This window comes from Jatrophihabitans sp. YIM 134969, assembly GCF_054456675.1.
Window position 1 is genome coordinate 21,847 of the sequence record NZ_JBTJEQ010000043.1, and the last position, 19,920, is coordinate 41,766.

Annotated in this window: 19 protein-coding genes; 3 read left to right on the forward strand and 16 right to left on the reverse strand. The window is 72.3% G+C overall.

Annotation, left to right across the window (positions count from 1 at the left end; translation table 11 throughout):
- Window positions 1-7: 7 nt before the first annotated feature.
- The 5 genes from glmS to rplM form a co-directional block, all read right to left on the reverse strand.
- Entirely contained in the window at window positions 8-1,885 is a 1,878-nt protein-coding gene (gene glmS, locus ACXR2U_RS18820) for a glutamine--fructose-6-phosphate transaminase (isomerizing) (RefSeq protein WP_458826613.1), read from the reverse strand.
- A 45-nt stretch (window positions 1,886-1,930) separates the two neighbouring features.
- On the reverse strand, window positions 1,931-3,208 hold the full coding sequence (locus tag ACXR2U_RS18825; RefSeq protein ID WP_458826614.1) for an AI-2E family transporter: 1,278 nt from the start codon (window positions 3,206-3,208) through the stop codon (window positions 1,931-1,933).
- A gap of 70 nt (window positions 3,209-3,278) precedes the next feature.
- Entirely contained in the window at window positions 3,279-4,622 is a 1,344-nt protein-coding gene (gene glmM / locus ACXR2U_RS18830; RefSeq protein ID WP_458826615.1) for a phosphoglucosamine mutase, read from the reverse strand.
- A gap of 23 nt (window positions 4,623-4,645) precedes the next feature.
- The gene (gene rpsI, locus ACXR2U_RS18835; RefSeq protein WP_458826616.1) at window positions 4,646-5,038 is read right to left on the reverse strand and encodes a 30S ribosomal protein S9; all 393 of its coding nucleotides are present in this window, start codon (window positions 5,036-5,038) and stop codon (window positions 4,646-4,648) included.
- A gap of 50 nt (window positions 5,039-5,088) precedes the next feature.
- Window positions 5,089-5,562, reverse strand: coding sequence for a 50S ribosomal protein L13 (rplM, locus tag ACXR2U_RS18840; protein WP_458826617.1), 474 nt, complete (start codon window positions 5,560-5,562; stop codon window positions 5,089-5,091).
- A 198-nt stretch (window positions 5,563-5,760) separates the two neighbouring features.
- Between rplM and ACXR2U_RS18845 the strand changes: the two genes are divergently transcribed.
- Window positions 5,761-6,294, forward strand: coding sequence for a hypothetical protein (locus tag ACXR2U_RS18845; RefSeq protein WP_458826618.1), 534 nt, complete (start codon window positions 5,761-5,763; stop codon window positions 6,292-6,294).
- Window positions 6,295-6,411: 117 nt separating this feature from the next.
- On the forward strand, window positions 6,412-8,226 hold the full coding sequence (locus ACXR2U_RS18850; RefSeq protein WP_458826619.1) for a hypothetical protein: 1,815 nt from the start codon (window positions 6,412-6,414) through the stop codon (window positions 8,224-8,226).
- Between the two features lie 23 nt (window positions 8,227-8,249).
- Here ACXR2U_RS18850 and ACXR2U_RS18855 read toward each other — a convergent pair whose 3' ends face one another.
- On the reverse strand, window positions 8,250-9,881 hold the full coding sequence (locus tag ACXR2U_RS18855; RefSeq protein ID WP_458826620.1) for an ABC-F family ATP-binding cassette domain-containing protein: 1,632 nt from the start codon (window positions 9,879-9,881) through the stop codon (window positions 8,250-8,252).
- Window positions 9,882-9,961: 80 nt separating this feature from the next.
- Between ACXR2U_RS18855 and ACXR2U_RS18860 the strand changes: the two genes are divergently transcribed.
- Window positions 9,962-11,338 carry an FAD-binding oxidoreductase gene (locus ACXR2U_RS18860; protein WP_458826621.1) on the forward strand — a complete coding sequence of 459 codons (1,377 nt, stop codon included), beginning with the start codon at window positions 9,962-9,964 and terminating at the stop codon, window positions 11,336-11,338.
- Window positions 11,339-11,365: 27 nt separating this feature from the next.
- Here the strand turns inward: ACXR2U_RS18860 and truA are convergent, their stop codons facing one another.
- The 10 genes from truA to ACXR2U_RS18910 form a co-directional block, all read right to left on the reverse strand.
- Window positions 11,366-12,238, reverse strand: coding sequence for a tRNA pseudouridine(38-40) synthase TruA (truA, locus tag ACXR2U_RS18865; protein ID WP_458826630.1), 873 nt, complete (start codon window positions 12,236-12,238; stop codon window positions 11,366-11,368).
- Window positions 12,235-12,897 (reverse strand): 50S ribosomal protein L17, encoded by a 663-nt coding sequence (gene rplQ, locus ACXR2U_RS18870; protein WP_458826622.1) that lies wholly within the window; start codon window positions 12,895-12,897, stop codon window positions 12,235-12,237. Before rplQ ends, truA begins: the two co-directional genes overlap by 4 nt.
- 84 nt (window positions 12,898-12,981) lie before the next feature.
- A complete protein-coding gene (locus ACXR2U_RS18875) occupies window positions 12,982-14,031 on the reverse strand; it encodes a DNA-directed RNA polymerase subunit alpha (RefSeq protein ID WP_458826623.1) in 1,050 nt (349 codons plus the stop codon).
- Window positions 14,032-14,152: 121 nt separating this feature from the next.
- Window positions 14,153-14,758: a 30S ribosomal protein S4 gene (gene rpsD, locus ACXR2U_RS18880; RefSeq protein ID WP_458826624.1), complete on the reverse strand. Its 606-nt coding sequence runs from the start codon at window positions 14,756-14,758 to the stop codon at window positions 14,153-14,155.
- Between the two features lie 29 nt (window positions 14,759-14,787).
- The gene (gene rpsK, locus ACXR2U_RS18885; protein WP_458826625.1) at window positions 14,788-15,192 is read right to left on the reverse strand and encodes a 30S ribosomal protein S11; all 405 of its coding nucleotides are present in this window, start codon (window positions 15,190-15,192) and stop codon (window positions 14,788-14,790) included.
- Window positions 15,192-15,572 (reverse strand): 30S ribosomal protein S13, encoded by a 381-nt coding sequence (gene rpsM / locus ACXR2U_RS18890; RefSeq protein ID WP_458826626.1) that lies wholly within the window; start codon window positions 15,570-15,572, stop codon window positions 15,192-15,194. The genes rpsK and rpsM overlap by 1 nt, the downstream gene beginning before the upstream one ends.
- 208 nt (window positions 15,573-15,780) lie before the next feature.
- Window positions 15,781-15,894 (reverse strand): 50S ribosomal protein L36, encoded by a 114-nt coding sequence (rpmJ, locus tag ACXR2U_RS18895; RefSeq protein ID WP_015883600.1) that lies wholly within the window; start codon window positions 15,892-15,894, stop codon window positions 15,781-15,783.
- Window positions 15,895-15,944: 50 nt separating this feature from the next.
- Complete coding sequence (gene infA / locus ACXR2U_RS18900; RefSeq protein ID WP_458826627.1) at window positions 15,945-16,166, reverse strand: translation initiation factor IF-1; 222 nt, start codon at window positions 16,164-16,166, stop codon at window positions 15,945-15,947.
- A gap of 384 nt (window positions 16,167-16,550) precedes the next feature.
- Window positions 16,551-18,170, reverse strand: coding sequence for an alpha/beta hydrolase (locus ACXR2U_RS18905; RefSeq protein WP_458826628.1), 1,620 nt, complete (start codon window positions 18,168-18,170; stop codon window positions 16,551-16,553).
- Between the two features lie 184 nt (window positions 18,171-18,354).
- Window positions 18,355-19,920 (reverse strand): S8 family peptidase (locus ACXR2U_RS18910; RefSeq protein ID WP_458826629.1); only part of this gene is annotated, 1,566 nt, incomplete at its 5' end.

Sequence of the window (19,920 nt, forward strand, 5' to 3'; positions counted from 1 at the left end):
GCGGGCGCTACTCGACCGTGACGGACTTGGCGAGGTTGCGGGGCTTGTCGACGTCGAACCCGCGCGCCTGGGCGATCTCAGCGGCGAGCACCTGCAGCGGGATCGAGGTGACCATCGGCGTCAGCAGGGTCGGCACCCGTGGCACCTCGATCAGGTGCGCCGCGTGCGTGGCGGCGGCGGTGTCGCCCCGCTCGGCGATGACCACGGTCTTGGCGCCGCGTGCCCGGACCTCGGCGATGTTCGAGAGCATCTTCTGGTGCAGCAGCGGCCGACCGGTCGGCGACGGCATGATCACCACGACCGGCAGGCCGTCCTCGAGCAGCGCGATCGGCCCGTGCTTGAGCTCGCCCGCCGGGAACCCCTCGGCGTGCATGTAGGCCAGTTCCTTGAGCTTGAGCGCGCCCTCGAGCGCGACCGGGTAGCCGACGTGGCGCCCGATGAACAGCACCGCCTTGCTGCCCGCGATCTCCCGGGCGATCCCGCGGACCTGTTCGTTGGTCTCGAGCACCTCACTGATCGCGAGGGGGACCGCGGCCAGGGCGTCGTACTCACGCTGGATCTCGTCGCCGTACTTGGTGCCGCGGGCCTGCGCGAGCGCGAGGCCGACCAGCAGGGTCGCGGCGATCTGCGAGGTGTAGGTCTTGGTCGCGGCGACCCCGATCTCCGGCCCCGCGTGCGTGTAGAGGACGGCGTCGGACTCGCGCGGGATCTGGGCACCGTTGCGGTTGCAGATCGCGAGCGTGGTGGCGCGCTGGTCGCGGGCGTGACGGACGGCCTCGAGGGTGTCGGCAGTCTCGCCGGACTGGCTGATCGCGACGACGAGAGTCTGCCGGTCGAGCACCGGGTCGCGGTACCGGAACTCCGAGGCCATCTCGACCTCGACCGGGATGCGGGTCCAGTGCTCGATGGCCTGCTTGGCGATCATCCCGGAGTGGTAGGCGGTGCCGCAGGCGACGACGAACACCTTGTCGACGTCGCGCAGCGTCTGGACGTCCAGGCGGGACTCGTCGAGCACGATGTGACCGTCGACCAGGTGACCGCGGAGCGTGTCGGCGACGGCGTCGGGCTGCTCCTCGATCTCCTTGAGCATGAAGTACGGGTAGCCGCCCTTCTCGGCGGCCTCGAGGTCCCAGTCGACGGTGTAGGGACGCCCGTCGACCTCCAGGCCGTCGAACGTGGTCACCCGGTAGCCGCCCGCGGTGAGCTCGACGACCTCGTCCTGCCCGATCGCGACCGCGCGGCGGGTGAACGGGATGAAGGCCGTCTCGTCGCTGCCGAGGAACATCTCGCCGTCGCCGATGCCGAGGATCAGCGGGGAGTTGCGACGGGCCGCGACGATGACGTCGGGCTGGTCGCGGTCGAGCACCACGAGCGTGAACGCACCCTGCAGGCGTCGGCACACCGCCTGCATCGCCTCGACGAGGGTGGCGCCGGCCGCGACCGCGCGGCCCAGCAGCTGGGCGACGACCTCGGTGTCGGTCTCGCTCTCGAACTCGACGCCCGCGGCCTCGCACTCGGCCCGCAGCGGCGCGAAGTTCTCGATGATCCCGTTGTGGATCACCGCGACCCGGCCGGCGGCGTCGAGGTGCGGGTGGGCGTTGCGGTCGTTGGGCGCCCCGTGGGTGGCCCAGCGGGTGTGGCCGATGCCGACGGTCCCGGCGAGGTGCTCGGGGCCGAGTTCGGCGATGAGCTTGTCGAGGTTCTCGATCCGCCCGGCCTTCTTGGCGACCTGGATCGGGCCGCCAGCGGGGAGGCTGCCGTCGAGGTTCCACGGCAGGACCGCGACGCCGGCGGAGTCGTAGCCGCGGTACTCCATGCGGCGCAGGGCGTCGACGATGACGTCCAGCGCCGGCCTCGGTCCCAGGTACCCCACGATGCCGCACACGAGGGTCAAGGGTAGGGCGTGAGCGGGCCCACCCCGGGACGCGCGCTACGCGGTGGGCGGAGGCGGCGGTGGGGTGACGGTGGTGTTGCGGGACTTCGGGCGTCGCATCCGCGGGCGCGGGATCCGCACCGGGCGGTCGTCGATCGCCACCCCGTGCAGCGCCTTGAACGCCGTGTTGCCGACCGCGACCAACGGGACGGCGAGCAGGGCGCCCGCGACACCGTCGAGCTTGGTGCCGGCGAGCACCGCCAGCACCACCGCCAGCGGGTGCACCTCGACCGCCCGGCTCATGATGAGCGGCTGCAGGACGTGACTCTCCAACTGCACCAGCGCCACCACGATCGCCGCGATGATCACGGCGGTGAACAACCCGTGCTCGAGCAGCGTGATGATGGTGGCGAGGCTGCCCGCGATGATCATGCCGATCACCGGGATGAACGAGAAGATGAACACGAGCACGCCGAGCGGCGCCGCGAGCGGGACCCGGAACGCGAACAGCGCGATGGTGATCGTGATCGCGTGGAACAGCGCGATCGTGACCTGCCCGCGGACGTAGCCGCCGAGGGTGTGCCAGCTGCGGCTGCCCGCGAGGTCGACCCGCGGCCGGGCGGCCCGCGGCAGCATCGACAGCAGCCACTTCCAGATCTTCTCGCCGTCCTTGACGAGGAAGAACGACGTGAGGATGACCAGCAGGACGCCCGACAGCGCCTCGGCCACGCTCTTCACGGTGTCGACCAGGCCCGACGCGATCTCGGACTGGTTCTCCTGGATGGCCTTGGTGATCCGGTCGGAGAGGCTGTTGAGGTCGGACTCCTGCAGGTGGAACGGGCCGCTCACCAGCCAGTCGCGGATCTCCTCGACGCTCTGCGAGAGCTGGTCGCCGAGTTCGTTGGCGTTCGAGCTGATCTGATCGGCCACGAAGTACCCGACACCCGAGAGCACCACCAGCGCGAGCAGCACCGAGGTGAGCGCCGCGAGCGCCGGGGGGAAGCGCGCCTTGTGCATGAGGAACTCGTGCACCGGACGCAGCACCGCGGCGATGAGCACCCCGATGAGGAACGAGAACGCGACCAGGTGCACGGCCTGGTAGGCCTTGAGCACGAAGTAGAGCAGCACCCCGACGATCAGGATGCGCACCGCCCACTCGGCCGAGACCCGCAGCGACCAGGCGACCTGCTCGGAGGGCTTGCCACGCGGCGGCGGGGACGAGACCCCGGGCGGAACCGAGCCGTCGGCCGGGAGGTCCGCGCTCTCGGGTGCGACCGGCGCGTCGGCGTTCTCCGGGACCTGCGCGTCGTCGTCGGCACGGTCGCGGTCGGTCACGCAGGAACCGTACCCACCGGGTCCGACCGGAAACGTTGCACCGTCCACCAGAGCCGACCGCGGAGTGCGCTCAGACGCTCGCAACGACCTCGGCGATCGACTCGGCGACCCGGCGGGCCTGGGTGTCGGTGGGCGCCTCGACCATCACCCGGACGACCGGTTCGGTGCCGGACGGGCGGAGCAGGACCCGGCCGTCGTCACCGAGGGCGGCCTCGGCCTCGGCGACGGCCGCGCCGACGGCGGGCGAGCCCGACACCTGCTCGCGGTCGCGGACGCGCACGTTGAGCAGGACCTGCGGCAGCCGCTGCACGATGCCGGCGAGCTCGCCGAGGGGACGCCCGGCACGGGCGACGTGGGCCATGAGCCGCAGGGCGGTGAGCAGGCCGTCGCCGGTGGTGGCGGCGTCGGTGAACACGATGTGCCCGCTCTGCTCGCCACCGAGTTCCAGCCCGCGCTGCTCGAGGACCTCGAGCACGTAGCGGTCACCGACCGCGGTGGTGACGACCTCGATCCCGGCGTCACGCATGGCGTGGTGGAACCCGAGGTTGCTCATCACGGTGGCGACCACGGTGTCGTCGATCAGCCGGCCCTGGTCCTTCAGGGCGACGGCGCACAACGCGAGGATCTGGTCACCGTCGACCACCGAGCCGTCGGCCGCGACGGCGAGGCAGCGGTCGGCGTCGCCGTCGTGGGCGATGCCGAGATCCGCACCCTCGGCGACGACCCGCTGGGCGAGGTGGTCGAGGTGGGTCGAGCCGACGCCGTCGTTGATGACGCCGTCGGGGTCCGCGCCGATGACGACGACGTCCGCGCCGGCCTGGCGGTACGCCGCGGGCGCGAGGACCGATGCCGCGCCGTGCGCGCAGTCGACGACGATCCGCATCCCGGTGAGGTCGGCCCGGCCGACCTCCCGGAGGTGGGCGAGGTAGTGCTCGGCGGCCGCGGCCCGGCCGTCGGTGACGCTGCCGACCTCGGCACCGGTGACCTCGCGGCGCGGCGTGTCGAGCGCGGCCTCGATCGCACGTTCCTGGGCGTCGGTGAGCTTGCGGCCACCGGGCCCGAACAGCTTGATGCCGTTGTCGGGCATCGGGTTGTGGCTGGCCGACAGCATCACCGCGAGGTGCGCGCCGTAGAGCTGGGTGAGGTGCGCGACCGCGGGGGTCGGCAGCACGCCCAGGGTGACCACGCGCGCGCCGGACGACAGCAGTCCCGCGACCGTGGCCGCCTCGAGCATGGGCCCGCTCGGGCGGGTGTCGCGGCCGACGAGGACGAGCGGACGCTCGACCTCGGCCGCGAGGACCTCGACCGCCGCCGCGGCGACGTCGAGCGCCAAGCCGGCCGTGAGCTCACGGCCGGCGACGCCCCGGACGCCGTCGGTGCCGAAGCGCGCGAGGGGGACCCCCGTGGGGGGCACGGTGGGAACCGCCACGCCGCGCGTCAGCGCTTGGAGTACTGCGGAGCCTTGCGGGCCTTCTTCAGGCCGTACTTCTTGCGCTCCTTGACCCGCGGGTCGCGGGTGAGGAAGCCCGCCTTCTTCAGCGCGGGACGGTCGTCGGGCTCGAGGGCGATGAGCGCCCGCGAGATGCCGAGGCGCAGGGCGCCCGCCTGACCGGTGATGCCGCCGCCCTTGAGGGTGGCGATGACGTCGAAGGTGTCAGCCCGCTCGAGGGTCACGAACGGCTCCTTGATGAGCTGCTGGTGCACCTTGTTCGGGAAGTACGACTCGAGGTCGCGGCCGTTGAGCTTGAACTGGCCGGTGCCGGGCACGAGGCGGACGCGGACGACGGCCTCCTTGCGGCGGCCGACGACGGGGGCGGCGAAGCTGGTCACTGTGCTGTTCTCCTGGACTGTCTGGTCTCGGTGGCGGTCGGCGGGCGGCGTCAGCCGACCTGCGACACCGGCTGCTGGGCGATCTGGGTGATCTCGTACGACTGGGGCTGCTGCGCGGCGTGGGGGTGCTCCGGGCCGGCGTAGACCTTGAGCTTCTTCAGCTGGGCGCGACCGAGCGTGTTCTTCGGGAGCATGCCCTTGACCGCGAGCTCGACGAGCTTCTCCGGACGGGTCTCGAGCAGCTCACCGACGGTGCGCTTGGACAGCCCGCCCGGGTAGCCCGAGTGGCGGTAGCGGAACTCGCCGAGCTTGCTCGGGGAGACCGCGACCTTGTCGGCGTTGACGATGACGACGAAGTCACCGGTGTCGACGTGGGGCGCGAAGTACGGCTTGTGCTTGCCGCGCAGCAGGTGGGCCGCGTGGCTGGCCAGCCGGCCCAGCACGATCTCGTTGGCGTCGATCACGAGCCAGTGGCGCGTGATGTCCGCCGGCTTCGGCGTGGTGGTCGTCTTGGTGCTCGGCACAGCGGTGTTCCTCACGGCTTCCGGTGGACGGACTTCGGTCTGCTGACGCGCCCGGCGCGGGCCGACGGCCGTGGAGGCCGGGCAGTGCACGCAGGCTGCAGTGCCCGTCGCCGGGCACCAACGGGCCACTGTACCGGTCGGGCGCCGAGCCCGGCAAAGTCGGCCCCTCCCCGGTCCCTTCTGTCTAGTCTGCCGGACATGTCCGGTCCGCGTCGCGCCGCGTTCCCCGTCCTCGCCGCGCTCACCGTCGCGGTCGTCGCGGCGTGCGACCGGGCCACGTCGGACCCGTCGTCCTCGGCCGCGTCGACCCCACCGTCGGGCACCACACCGTCCGCCGCGACCACCGCGCCACCCCCTCCCTCACCCGCTCCGTCCACGGGGTCGTCGACGCCGGGCTCCCTGCCCGTGACCTCCGGTCCGGCCACACCCCCGGCACCACCGGGGACGTTCGCGATCGCGGTCGCCGGGGCCGGCCAGGTGACGTACCCGGTGACCGACGTGCGCTGCAGCGCCACCACGGTCACCGGGACCGCCACACCGACCGGGGGCGGCGCGCCCGGCACCCTCACGTTGGCGACGGCCACCGGCGTCGTGAGCGTCGACGGCCTGCCCCCGCTCGACGGCAGCGTGCTCGCCGGAGCGGCCGTCCCCACACCGAGAGCCGGAGGGACCGTCTCCTGGACCGGCGCGGGCAACGAATCGGCGGCGTCGTTGTCGGTCACCTGCCCCTGACCGTGCCTGCCCCGCCGGCCCCATCTGCGGTTCCGCCGGGTTGGTACGTCTTGGTCGGGTTAGGGTCGTGTTCGCGCCGTCCACCCCCCGGTTGAGACCCAGCCGTCCTCGACGCCGGTGCCCGAGGTCGTCGTGCTGTCCTCCCCCGCCCGCCGCCGCCTGCCCGCTCGCGCCCTCGTCCTCGCCGCGGCGATGCTCTCCGGGCTGCTCGTCGCGGCCCCGGCCCAGGCCGCGCCCCGCACGACCCTCGCCGCCGGTGAGACCCTGCCGACGGGCGGGTCGCTCACGGCCCCCGCCGGCCTGCACCGACTCACGGTCGGGACGGACGGCAACCTCACCCTCACCGGCCCGGGGCGGATGCTGTGGCAGACCCACACCGCGGGCACGGGCGACGGCAGCCGGCTGGTCCTGCAGCCCGAAGGCAACCTGGTCCTGCGCGACGGCACCGGACGCGCGCGGTGGAGCACGGGCAACGTGGGCGCCCGTCAGCTCGCGGTCGGCGACGACGGCGACCTGGCGTTGCGTGACGCCGCCGGACGGGTGGTCTGGCACACCGCCACGCCGGGCGCGTCCCTCGGCTCGGGCGAGTGGATGCTCGCCGGCGAGCGGTTGGTCTCGACCGACCGGCGGTACACGCTCACGTTCACGACCGCGGGCGACCTCAGCCTGACCGGGCCGGGCCGCACGCTCTGGACCGTCCGTGCCGGGGTGCCGGACGGCCGACTCGTCCAGCAGCCCGACGGCAACCTCGTGCTCCGCGCCGCCGACTCCCGGAGCGTCTGGGCGTCGGGCAGCGCCGGCCGGACCGGTGCGACCGCCCGTGTCGCCGGGGGCCGCCTGGTCGTCCTCGCCCCCGGCGGGTCCACCGTCTGGGGCACGCCGACCCCGCCCGCCGCGCTGCCCGTCGGGACCCGCCTGCTGCCGGGTGAGGCGATCGTGTCGGCCTCGCGGACCTACTCGCTCACGCTGCAGGCCGACGGCAACCTGGTGCTGCGCGGACCGGGAGGCGCCGCCTGGACGTCGGGCACCGCCGGGCGGACGCCCTCGGACCTGCAGGTCCAGACCGACGGCAACCTCGTGCTGCGGACCACCGCCGGCACGGCGAGCTGGACGTCACGCACGCCCGGCCGGACCGGCGGGAGCCTCGCGGTCCAGGACGACGGCCACCTGGTCCTGCGCGACGCGCGGGGTGCGGCCACCTGGTCGGTCTGGGCCCGCTCGGCCGGGCTCACGGCGTCGGTCGCGGCGGCCGCGGCCTTCGGCGCGGCCCAGGGCGAACGGACGGCGGTCGCGGTCCTCGACCGGACCACCGGGCTGCTCTACACCGCGGGCGACGTGAACTCCCCGTACGCCTCGGCCTCGCTGGTCAAGGTGTTCATCGCGGCCCGGCTGCTGTCGTCGGGAGCCCAGGCGGACCCCGCCACCGCGAACCTCATGACCCGCATGGTCACGCTGTCCGACGACAGCGCCGCGACCCAGCTGTGGCCGCGGGCGGGCGGAGCGGGCGTCACCGACTGGGTGCGGTCGCGGTACGGGATCACCGGCCTCGGCCACCCCAGCCAGGCCGGGTGGTGGGGCCTGACCCAGGTCACCGCGACGGCGATGGTGCGGTTCTACGCGGCCGTGAAGGCGGATCCGGCCGTCGGGCCGTGGCTGAGCAACGCGATGGCCCACGCCGCCCAGTACGCCTCCGACGGCTGGAACCAGTGGTTCGGCCTCCCCAGCGCCACGAGCGGCTGGAAGGTCAAGCAGGGCTGGATGTGCTGCCTGGAGTCGCGCAGCCGACTGCACAGCACCGGGTTCCTGCAGGGCGACCGCTACACCGCGGCGATCCTCACCGACGGCGGCACGGGCTTCTACGGCTCCCGCGGGACCGGCGTGGTCACCGGTGCCGCGATCCGCCTGCTGCCCGGCCGCAAGGTCCCCGCCTGACCGGGTGAGCCGGTCGACCCCGACTACACGTCGCCGAACTCCGGCTCGGTCGTCTCGCGCACCGTGCCGTCGCGGTCGAGCAGCAGGAACCGGTCGAACCCCCGCGCGAACCAGCGGTCGTGGGTGACGGCCACGACCGTGCCCTCGAAGCCCGCGAGACCCTCCTCCAGGGCGTCGGCGCTGCCGACGTCGAGGTTGTCGGTCGGCTCGTCGAGCAGCAGCAGGGTGGAACCCGCGAGCTCGAGCAGCAGGACCTGGAAGCGGGCCTGCTGCCCCCCGGACAGGGTCGCGAAGGTCTGGTCGCCCTGGTCGCGCAGGCCGTACCGGTTGAGGACGGCCATGGCCTTGCCCCGGTCGACGCCCCGACGCCCGTCGGCGGCACCGTCGCCGTGCCACAGCAGGTCGACCAGCGTGCGGTCGAACCACTCGGGATGGGCGTGGGTCTGGGCGAACATGCCGGGCACGACCCGCGCACCGAGCGACACCTCACCCTCGTGCGGCACGTCGTCGCCCGCGAGCAGACGGAGGATGTGGCTCTTGCCGGCGCCGTTGCCGCCCAGCAGCGCGACCCGCTCGCCGAAGAACAGCTCGAGGCTGAACGGCCGGACCGGCGGGTCGAGCTGCGGTAGGGCGAGGTTCTCGAAGCGGATCGCCCGCTTGCCGGTGCGACCACCGCGCAGCCGCATCGTCACCTTCTGCCCCTCGGGCGGGGCGGGCGGCGGGCCGGCGGCCTCGTACCGCTCCAACCGGGCCGCCTGGACCCGGTACTTCACCGCGATGACCTCGGAGATCTTGGCCTGCACCTTGAGCGTCTGGACCAGGTCGATGAGCCGCTGGTGCTCCTCCTCCCAGCGGCGCAGCAGCTCGGCCATCCGCTCGTGGCGCGCGGTGCGGGCCGCGGGGTAGCTCGCCCACCCGCCGCCGTGCGTCCAGGCCGTTCCGCCCTCGACCGTGACGACGCGGGTCGCCACCCGCGCCAGCAGCTCGCGGTCGTGGCTGACGAACAGCACGGTCTTGCCCGTCTCGACCAGGCGTTCCTCCAGCCACCGCTTGCCAGGGACGTCGAGGTAGTTGTCGGGCTCGTCGAGCAGAAGCACCTGCTCGGGTCCACGCAGCAGCAGCTCCAGGGCGAGGCGCTTCTGCTCGCCGCCGGACAGCGTGCGGATCTCGCGGTACTTGGCCGTCGTGAACGGCAGCCCGAGTGCGGCGACCGTGACGGTGTCCCACAGCACCTCGAGGTCGTAGCCGTGCGCCTCGCCCCAGGCGGTGATCGCGTGGGCGTACCGGAGCTGGGTGGGCTCGTCGTCGACCTCCATCAGCGCGAGTTCGGACGCCTGCAACTCGTCCCACGCCGCCCGGGCGGCGGGGTCGGCGAGGCTCGCGAGGAACTGCTCGACCGTCGTCTCGTCGCGCACCGACCCGATGAACTGCCGCATCACCGCGGCCCGGCCGTTGCCGCCCGACACGTGCACGCTGCCGGCGTCGGGGGCGTCGTCGCCCGCCATGATCCGCAGCAACGTCGTCTTGCCCGCGCCGTTCGCGCCGACCAACGCCGCCTTCGCGCCCTCGCCGACCCGGAACCGGACGTCGTCGAACAGCACCCGGCCGTCGGGGAGGACTCGTCGTACGCCGTTGACCTCGATGCTGCCGCCCATGGCCACGAGGTTAGGAGAGACGCCTTGCCGATCGCTTGCGTTTTCTTGCCTGTCACCGCCGGCTGGCTGAGACTCGGGGCGTGACGACCACCGCGACACCCACCGACGCCCTCGCGGAACTCCCCGCGGACATCGTGACCACCGAGGCGGCGACGCTCGAGCAGTACCGGTGGGACTGGTCGCACGACCCCGCCTGCGAGACCCCGCTCGCCGTGGTGCGGCCGCGCACGACCGCCGAGGTGTCCGCGGTGATGGCCTGGGCGTCGCGACACCGGGTGCCGGTCGTGCCGCGCGGGGCCGGGACGTCACTGTCCGGCGGCTCGCGGGGCATCGCGGGGGCGATCACGCTGTCGCTGGAGCGGATGACCGCCGTGACCGTCGACCCGGCGCTGCGGATCGCCGTCGCCCAGCCGGGCGCCCTCAACACCGACGTCAAGGCGGCCGCGGCCCACCACGGGCTCTGGTACCCGCCGGACCCGTCCTCGTTCGAGATGTGCTCGATCGGTGGCAACGTCGCCACCAACGCGGGCGGGCTGTGCTGCGTGAAGTACGGCGTCACCCGCGACTTCCTGCTGGCGTTGGAGGTCGTGCTGGTCGACGGCACGGTCGTGCGCCTGGGCGCGCCGTTGGTGAAGAACGTCGCCGGGTTGTCGCTGAAGGACCTGTTCGTCGGCAGCGAGGGCTCGCTGGGGATCGTCACCGAGGTGACGTCGCGGCTGCTGCCCGCGCCGCAGGTGCCGGCGACGCTCGTGGCCTCGTTCCCCACGACGACGGCCGCGGCCGACGCCACCGTCGCGATCATGAGCCGGCTCCGACCCTCGATGCTGGAGATGATGGACAACGTCACCATCAACGCCGTCGAGGACATGACGGCCATGGGCCTCGACCGGTCGGCGGGCGCGCTGCTGATCGCCCGGTCCGACGTCGGTGGAGCCGGTGGCGAGGCCGAGATCGCCCTCATCGCCGCGTGCTGCGAGGACGCCGACGCCGCCGAGGTCTACTCGACGACCGACGAGGTCGAGGGCGAGTCGCTCGTGGCCGCCCGGCGACTCGCGCTGGTGGCGCTGGAACGCCGCGGCGTCAACCTGCTCGAGGACACCGGCGTACCGGTGCCGAAGCTGCCCGACCTGCTGACCGGCATCGCGGCGCTGTCGACCGAGCACGACGTCGAGATCGCGGTGGTCGCGCACGCGGGCGACGGCAACACCCATCCGGTCATCGTCATCGACCGCGGCGACCCGGCGGCGGTCGAGCGCGCCCGCGTCGCCTTCGGCGCGATCATGGACCTCGCCATCTCCCTCGGCGGCACCATCACCGGCGAGCACGGCGTCGGCCACCTCAAGAAGGACTGGTTGGCGGCCCAACTCGGCCCCGAGGTCATGGCGCTGCAGCAGAAGATCAAGACCGCCCTCGACCCCGACGGCCTGCTCAACCCCGGCGTCTCCGGCTTGAGCTGAGACCCCGTCGCGAGTTGATGGCAGGGTTCACACGGCGTCGCGGAGGGCGCGGGTCTGCTCGGCGCGGGCGGCGTACTCCTCGGGCGGCGGGTAGCCGACCTCGAGGAGGGTGAGCCCCTTGGCGGGGGCGACGGTGATGTCGGGGGTGCGTTCACGCAGGTCGAGCAACGACGACGGCCATTCCACCGGACGACGCCCCTCCCCCACCGCGAGCAGCGCGCCGACCAGCGAGCGCACCATCGAGTGGCAGAAGGCGTCGGCGCGTACGTGGACCTCGACCAGGTCGCCGGATCGTTGCACCGTGCACTGCTGCAGGTCGCGGACGGTCGTGGCGCCCTCGCGCGCGCGGCAGAACGCGGCGAAGTCGTGCAGCCCGACCAGGCCGGCGGCCGCGGCGTCCATCGCGGTGTCGTCGAGGGAGCGGGGGTGGTCGGCGGTGTCCAGGCGGCGCAACGGCGAACCGCCGCCGGGGGCGTCGCACAACCGGTACCGGTAGCGCCGCCAGATCGCGCCGAAGCGGGCGTCGAAGTGCGGCGGGGCCGGGGCGACCCCCTGGATCCGCACGTCCGGCGGCAGGACGCCCGCGAGTCGACGCACCGGCGGGGTCGGGCGGGCGGTCAGCGCGGACCACGCGGGGGCCGGCACGTCGACGTGCGCCACCTGACCGGTGGCGTGCACCCCGGTGTCGGTGCGCCCGGCCACCTGCACCCGCGGCGGGGGGTCGAGCCGGAGGACCGTGCCGACCGCGCGGGTCACCTCGTCCTGGACGGTCCGCCGGCCCGGTTGCAGCGCCCAGCCGGAGAAGTTCGTGCCGTCGTAGGACAGATCGAGCCGCAGCCGGAGGTCCCCGGCGTGGGGACCTCCGCGCTGCGGCTCGGTCGGCGTGAGCGCGAAGCTCAGCTGTCAGCCTTCTTCTCGTCGCCCGAGGACAGCTCGCCCTCGTCGTCGGGGGCGTCGACCACGGCGTCGGCGTCGGCCGCGGCGTCGTCGGTGGTGTCGGTCGTCTCGTTGATCTCGACGGCCTCACCGGCGGGCGCGGTCTCCTCGGAGGCGTCCGCGTCGGCGGCGACCGCGGCGGCGGTCGGCGACTCGGCGGCGGCGTCCTCGGCGATCTCGCGCGTGCGGCCGGTGGCGGCCTTGCGCGGCGCGGACTTGGTGCCGCGGGCGCGCTCGGCCTCACGGACGGTCTTGGCGGCGTCGGACAGTTCCTCGACCAGCTCGATGACCGCCATGGGGGCGTTGTCGCCCTTGCGCGGGCCGACCTTGACGATGCGGGTGTAGCCGCCCGGGCGGGCCTCGTACTTCGGGCCGATCTCGGCGAACAGCTTGTGCACGACGTCCTTGTCCCGGATCACCGTCATCACCTGGCGACGCGCGTGCAGATCGCCCTTCTTGGCGAAGGTGATCAGACGCTCGACCAGCGGACGCATCCGCTTGGCCTTGGTCTCGGTGGTGGTGATGCGGTCGTGCGTGAACAGCGAGGTGGCGAGGTTCGCCAGCATCAGCCGCTCGTGCGCGGGGCCACCGCCGAGGCGGGCGCCCTTCGTGGGAGTGGGCATCGGATCAGTCGCTTCCGGTTCGTCGGTCGTGTGTGGGGTGGGTGACCCGCCGGCCCGGCGTGGTGCCGGGCCGGCGGGAGGAGGTCAGAGCTGCTCGGTCTCGGCGTAGTCGGTGCCGTCGTCCTCGGTCGCGGCGAACTCGCCACCCTCGAAGTCCGAGCCGTAGTTGTCGACCGACTGCGACAGCTCGAATCCGGGCGGGCTGTCCTTGAGCGCGAGGCCGAGGCCGGCGAGCTTGACCTTGACCTCGTCGATCGACTTGCTGCCGAAGTTGCGGATGTCGAGCAGGTCCGCCTCGCTGCGTCCGACGAGCTCACCCACGGTGTGGATGCCCTCGCGCTTGAGGCAGTTGTAGGAGCGGACGGTGAGGTCGAGCTCCTCGATCGGCATCGAGAACGCGGCGATGTCGGCGACCTCGGCCGGGCTCGGCCCGACGTCGATGCCCTCGGCCTCGTCGTTGAGCTCGCGGAACAGGCCGAACAGCTCGACCAGCGTGTGGCCGGCCGACGCGACGGCGTCGCGCGGGGTCAGCGAGTTCTTGGTCTCGACGTCGACGACCAGGCGGTCGAAGTCGGTGCGCTGCTCGACACGCGTCGCCTCGACGGCGTACGTGACCTTGAGGACCGGCGAGTAGATCGAGTCGATCGGGATGCGCCCGATCTCCTGACCCGGCTGCCGGTTCTGCGCGGCGGTGACGTAGCCGCGGCCGCGCTCGACGACCAGCTCGATCTCGAGCCGGCCCTTGGTGTTGATGGTCGCGATCGCGAGGTCCGGGTTGTGGATCGTGACGCCCGCGGGCGGCGCGATGTCCGCCGCGGTGACCTCGCCCGGGCCCTGCTTGCGCAGGTACATGACGACGGGCTCGTCGCTCTCGGAGCTCACGACGAGCTCCTTGAGGTTCAGGATGATGTCGGTGACGTCTTCCTTGACGCCCTCGACGGTCGTGAACTCGTGCAGCACGCCGTCGATGCGGATGCTGGTCACGGCCGCGCCGGGGATCGACGAGAGCAGGGTGCGACGCAGGGAGTTGCCGAGCGTGTAGCCGAAGCCGGGCTCGAGCGGCTCGATGACGAACTTGGACCGGTTGTCGGCCAGGACGTCCTCGGACAGGGTGGGGCGCTGGGAGATCAGCACAGGTGGTGCTCCTTCGTGGGTTCGGACGACCGCCATATGACGTCCGGGGTGAGGTGTTCAGTTGTGCGCGCCGCCGCCACGCCGCCTCAGACGAGGACGGCGCGGCGAGCGACGCGGTGGATCACTTGGAGTAGAGCTCGACGATCAGCTGCTCCTGCAGCGGGATCTCGATCTGCGCGCGCTCGGGCAACTGGTGCACGAGGATGCGCAGGCTGTTCGGCACGACCTGCAGCCACGCGGGGACCGGACGGTCACCGTAGGTGGCCTTGGCGAGCTCGAACGGCGTCGTGTCCAGGCTCTTGGGCCGGACGTCGATGACGTCGAACTGGCTCACGCGGTAGCTGGGGATGTCGACCTTCGAGCCGTTGACCAGGAAGTGGCCGTGGCTCACGAGCTGACGCGACGCGCGCCGGGTGCGGGCGAGGCCCGCGCGGTACACGACGTTGTCGAGCCGCGACTCGAGGATCTGCAGCAGGACGTCACCGGTCTTGCCCTGGCGACGCACGGCTTCCTCGTAGTAGCGCGCGAACTGCTTCTCCAGCACGCCGTAGCTGTGCTTGGCCTTCTGCTTCTCCTGCAGCTGCAGGAGGTACTCGCTCTGCTTGATGCGCGAGCGGCCGTGCTGACCGGGCGGGTACGGACGACGCTCGAAGCTCTTGTCGCCCCCCACCAGGTCGACGTTCAGACGACGCGAGACGCGCGTCGCGGGGCCGGTGTACCGGGCCATGACTGTTCCTCTTCCTCAGGTCTCGGGCGTCAGACGCGACGGCGCTTGGGCGGACGGCAGCCGTTGTGCGGCTGGGGCGTGACGTCGGAGATGATCCCGACCTCGAGGCCCGTGGCCTGCAGCGAACGGATGGCGGTCTCCCGGCCGGAGCCCGGACCCTTGACGAAGACGTCGACCTTCTTCATGCCGTGCTCCTGCGCCTTGCGCGCGGCGGACTCGGCGGCCTGCTGCGCGGCGTAGGGGGTCGACTTGCGCGAGCCCTTGAACCCGACGTGTCCGGCCGAGGCCCAGCTGATCACGTTGCCCGCGGGGTCGGTGATCGACACGATGGTGTTGTTGAAGGTGCTCTTGATGTGGGCGTGACCGTGCGCGACGTTCTTCTTCTCGCGGCGGCGGATCTTCTTGGCGCCAGCGGCGCGCTTCTGCGGAGGCATTACTTCTTACCCGCCTTCTTCTTGCCGGCGATGGTCTTCTTGGGGCCCTTGCGGGTGCGGGCGTTGGTCTTGGTGCGCTGACCGTGCACCGGCAGGCCGCGGCGGTGGCGGATGCCCTGGTAGCAGCCGATCTCGATCTTGCGACGGATGTCGGCCGCCACCTCGCGCCGCAGGTCACCCTCGACCTGGAAGTGCGCGTCGATGTACTCGCGGAGAGCGGTCGTGTCGCTCTCCGTCATGTCGCGGACCCGCAGGTCCGGGCTGACGCCCGTGGCCGCGAGGGCCTGGGCCGCGCGGGTGCGCCCCACGCCGTAGATGTAGGTGAGCGCAACTTCCAGCCGCTTGTCGCGGGGGAGGTCGACGCCGGAGAGACGTGCCATGCGTGTCGTTCTCTTCCTGACTGCTGTCGGACTCGGGCTGCCGTTCCACGGGCAGATGCCGTCATCCGCTCGAAGGTGTGGTGCGCACCGCCGTCCCGCTCGTCGAGCGGGCCCGGGCCTTCGATCCCGGGGTGGCTGGCCGGCGTGGTGCCGGCCTGGGTCGGTGCGCGTCGGGGTGTCACGTCCCGCGGGACGTGACGGCTGCGACTCAGCCCTGGCGCTGCTTGTGGCGCAGGTTCTCGCAGATGACCATCACGCGACCGTGCCGGCGGATGACCTTGCACTTGTCACAGATGGGCTTGACGCTGGGCTTGACCTTCACGGTCGAGGCCCTCCTCGTTCTTCTTCGGTGGGTGCTGAGCTGACGGGGATCTACTTGTAGCGGTAGACGATGCGGCCGCGGTTCAGGTCGTACGGCGAGAGCTCCACCACGACGCGGTCCTCCGGCAGGATGCGGATGTAGTGCTGGCGCATCTTGCCGCTGATGTGCGCGAGGACCTTGTGTCCGTTGGTCAGTTCGACGCGGAACATCGCGTTGGGCAACGGTTCGACGACCTTGCCCTCCACCTCGATGGCGCCGTCCTTCTTCGCCATGACTCTCTGACGTGCCTCCGCCCTTGCCTAGGAACTGCACACTGCTACGAGGTCGGCCCGGGGATCCGGACCGGCCGCGGCGCACACCGCCGGACCGCCCACCGGAGTGGACGGTGGCTGCACGCAACCATGGGGTCGGACGCCCGCGAGAGGAAACTCGATCCCCGGTCCCCGCGGCCACAGCGGGGCATGCGAGGACGGCAAGGCCGCAACCCGGAGGCCAGCATACGCGAGCCCCGGCGTGTCGCGCCAACGAGCCCCCGGGGGACGGGGTACCGCCCCGGGTGGCCCGGTGCCTGGGCGACGTCCACCCTCTCCGAGGCTCGACTCCGGCCGGGTGCCTGCCGACCTCGCGGAGGCCGGCGGGCGCCGGGACCGTGCGGGTCAGCCCACGCGACCCGGGAGGGCGACGCGCGGCGCGGCGGACGTCTTGCCCGCACCGGGCGTGGGCTCGGGCAGCGGCTGGCAGGTCTTGTCCGGGCCGGACCCGGCGACGCGGGTGGGCAGCGTGCCGTTCGCGAGGTACTTCGCGATCGCGTTGTCGGTGCACGCGTTGCCGAACAACGTGACCGCGTGCGAGGTGCCCCCCACGACCTTGATCAGACTCGCCTTCGGGAAGCGCTTGCGCACCTCGACGCTGCCGGCGTACGGGGTCGCGGCGTCGTACTGCTCGTCGACCATGAGGATCGGCGGGGCCGCGCTGCCGTCCACCTCGACCGGCGTGTGCGGCGCGGCGGGCCAGGTCAGGCACGGCGCGTTGTACCAGACGTTGCTCCAGGTGAGGAACGGGTTGCGGGCCGAGATCCGGAGCGCGTCGGGCTTCCAGGTGTTGGTGTAACTCGACGGCCACGAGGTGTCGGTGCACTGGGTCGCGAGGTACATCGCGAACCCGTTGTCGTCGTCGGTGGGGCCCTCGATCGAGGCGGTCACACCGGAGAAGTCGTGGTGGACGACCGCCTGCACGAAGATCTGGGCAACGCTGTTCCAGGTCAGCTGGTAGTAGCCGGCCGGGACGAATGCGTCGTTCCACTCGTCGGGTCCGACTCTGCCGCCGTTCTGCGGCTTGCGGCGCAACTGGTCCAGCACCCCGTAGTACAGCGCCTCGACCGCGCTCTCGCTGCTGCCGAGGTGGAAGAAGTCGTCGTGGGCGGCGACCCAGGCGAAGAACGCCTTCGAGGTCGTGGTGAAGGCGACGTCCTGGGAGTTGTTGGCGGCATACCAGACCTGGCGCGGGTCGACGGTGCTGTCCAGGACGGCCCGCCGCATGTGGTGCGGGAACAGGCTCATGTACACCGAGCCGAGGTACGTGCCGTAGCTGAAGCCGTAGTAGTTGATCTGCTTCTGCCCGAGCGCCAGCCGGATGCTCTCCATGTCGAGGGCGCTGTCGCGGGTGGTCACGTGGTTGAGCAGGCGCAGGTCGTTGTTCGTCGCGCACGCCTGCGAGTAGTTCGCCGCCCGGTTCAGCCAGGTGCGTTGCAGGCCGGGGGTGGTGGCGACGTAGTCGGGTCGGTCGTAGCCGAAGTAGCCCGGGTCGCAGTGGATCGACGGCACGCTGGACCCGACGCCGCGCGGGTCGAAGCCGATCCAGTCGTACTGCGAGCCGACGCCGTTCGGCACGTACCGGCCCAGCGTCGACAGCGACAGTCCGGACCCGCCGGGCCCGCCCGGGTTGACGAGCACGACGCCCTGGTAGGCGGCCGTCGTGTGCTTCACCCGCGACACCGCGAGCTTGATGGTCCCGGCCGAGCGGTCGTTGTAGTCCAGCGGCACCGTGACGAAGCCGCACTGCGCCCCCGCCGCTCCGAGGCCACCGGCACACCTCGACCAGCTGATCGCCGGAGGCGTCGGCACCGTGACGGCGGCGGGCGCGGCCGGCGCCACGGGAGCAGCGTCGGCCGCCGGCGTGACGAGCACCGCGCTGAGCAGGCCGGCCACGAGGGCGGTGGTCGCCGCGAGCGCGCTGCGCCTCGCGCGGCGGGACGGGCGGGAGGGGTGCAGGGGCATGCGGCGGGCCACGTCTTCTTCCGGGCGGACAGGTGTGAGCCGGTCGACGACCGGCTGCCGCACCCTCACACGCGCGTCGGTACAGCCGCAAGTACCCGGGATGTTCGGATGCCGTCAGGGCCGCCCGCCGCCGGGCCCACCGCGTGCTGGTCGGACCCGGACGGTGGAACTCCGAGCGAGCAGGTCAGCCGGTGGCGCCCGCCACCGCCTTGAGCGCGTTCACCAACCCGGCTCCGGTGCGCTTGACCGTGCCGTTCGCGATCGACGACGCCGTGCTGCGCAGCAGTGACGCGACCTGGGAGGGGGTGAGGGTCGGGTCGGCGTCGCGGACCAGGGCGGCGACGGCGGCGGCGTGCGGCGACGCGGCCGAGGTGCCGTAGAACCGCCAGGTCGAGCCGACCAGCTGCGCGAAGAAGGTCGTGGCCGCGCCGTCGGTGGCCGCGACGTCGGGCTTCGCGAGCTTCTGCTTGGTGGCCAGCGCCGGCGCGGGCGTCGTGCCCTTCACCGGGCCGTGGTACAGCGTCACCGGGCCCGGCGAGGAGAAGGTCTCGGGCCTCGTGGAGTCGTTGTAGGGCACCGCCGCCATGCTGACGACGTTGGGGCCGCCGTTGTGGCCGAAGATCTGCGGGCCGACGATGTCGTTGCCGGTGGGCTTGCGGTACTCGACGTCGCTGATCCGGGCACCGTTGCCGAACTCGACGGTCTTGAGCCGGGGGTTCGCGGAACCGGCCACCTTGACGATGAAGGCGAACACCGCCGTGTCGACACCGGTGGTGTTGGCCCAGCGGACGAACTCGTACGGCTGCTGGGTGGTGCGGTTGTCGTTCGTCGACGACGCGATGACGTTGCCCTGCGCGTCGGTCAGCAGGATGTCGAGGTCGGTGGTCACGCCGTACCACGGCTGGTCCCACTGCAGGTCGATCGCGACGGCGGACCCGGCCGGCACGGCGTAGCCGTAGCTGTTGTCCACAGCCGTGCCCGCGTTGAAGTCGTGGCAGCCGAGACCCGCCCCGCACGTGGTGCTCGGACGGAAGGCCGGCGCCTCGTAGGACCCGACGTCGAGCCCGTTCACCCGCGTGTTGTTGTTGGCGGCCGAGCTGAAGAAGTTCACGCCCTGGGCCTTCACGGTCGCGATCGCGGCGTCGACCGGCCCCTGCTGGAAGAACGGTTCGTTGAAGTAGGTGACGTCGTCGGAGATCACCTTCGCGCCGATGTTGGCGAGGGCCTTGATGTTGGCGGCGAACGAGGTGAGGCCGTTGAACGCGGTGGCGAACGCCAGCTGCGACCCGGGCGCGAGGTCGTGGACGTGCTGCAGCATGGCCCGGCCCTCGTCGGCACCGCCGCCGCTCGCGCTGTCGTCGAGCACGCGGACGTTCGAGGTCCGGCCGCAGGGGTTCGCCGCACCGGGCAGGTCACCGGAGGCGACGTCCTGCGCGGCCGAGCGGGTGTCGGCGGTGTCGCGGTCGTAGGAGTCCGACAGCACGCCGACCGTCACGCCGGTGCCGTCGACACCGTAGGTGCTGCGGGCGCGGGCGGCCTTGAGCTGGGTGTCGGCTTCGTCGACGACCGGGCTGCAGGCCGCGGCGGCGAGGCTCGTGTCCGTCGCGCCCGGGCCGGTCCCGGCCGGGTCGGTCGCGGTCATCGGGGTGAGCACCTCCGACGCCGACCGCACGCCCGGCGCCGCGGCGAGCGCGCGCAGCGCCGCGGGCGCGATCCAGCCGGTCACGGTGGCGAGCGAGTCGTCGCGGGC

Coding starts and splice junctions, on each gene's coding strand:
- rplQ (WP_458826622.1), bottom strand. CDS start 12,897: ATGCCCACTCCCACGAAGGGCGCCCGCCTCGGCGGTGGCCCCGCGCAC.
- infA (WP_458826627.1), bottom strand. CDS start 16,166: ATGGCGAAGAAGGACGGCGCCATCGAGGTGGAGGGCAAGGTCGTCGAA.
- ACXR2U_RS18845 (WP_458826618.1), top strand. CDS start 5,761: ATGTCCGGTCCGCGTCGCGCCGCGTTCCCCGTCCTCGCCGCGCTCACC.
- rpsK (WP_458826625.1), bottom strand. CDS start 15,192: ATGCCTCCGCAGAAGCGCGCCGCTGGCGCCAAGAAGATCCGCCGCCGC.
- rpsD (WP_458826624.1), bottom strand. CDS start 14,758: ATGGCCCGGTACACCGGCCCCGCGACGCGCGTCTCGCGTCGTCTGAAC.
- rpsM (WP_458826626.1), bottom strand. CDS start 15,572: ATGGCACGTCTCTCCGGCGTCGACCTCCCCCGCGACAAGCGGCTGGAA.
- ACXR2U_RS18905 (WP_458826628.1), bottom strand. CDS start 18,170: ATGCCCCTGCACCCCTCCCGCCCGTCCCGCCGCGCGAGGCGCAGCGCG.
- ACXR2U_RS18855 (WP_458826620.1), bottom strand. CDS start 9,881: ATGGGCGGCAGCATCGAGGTCAACGGCGTACGACGAGTCCTCCCCGAC.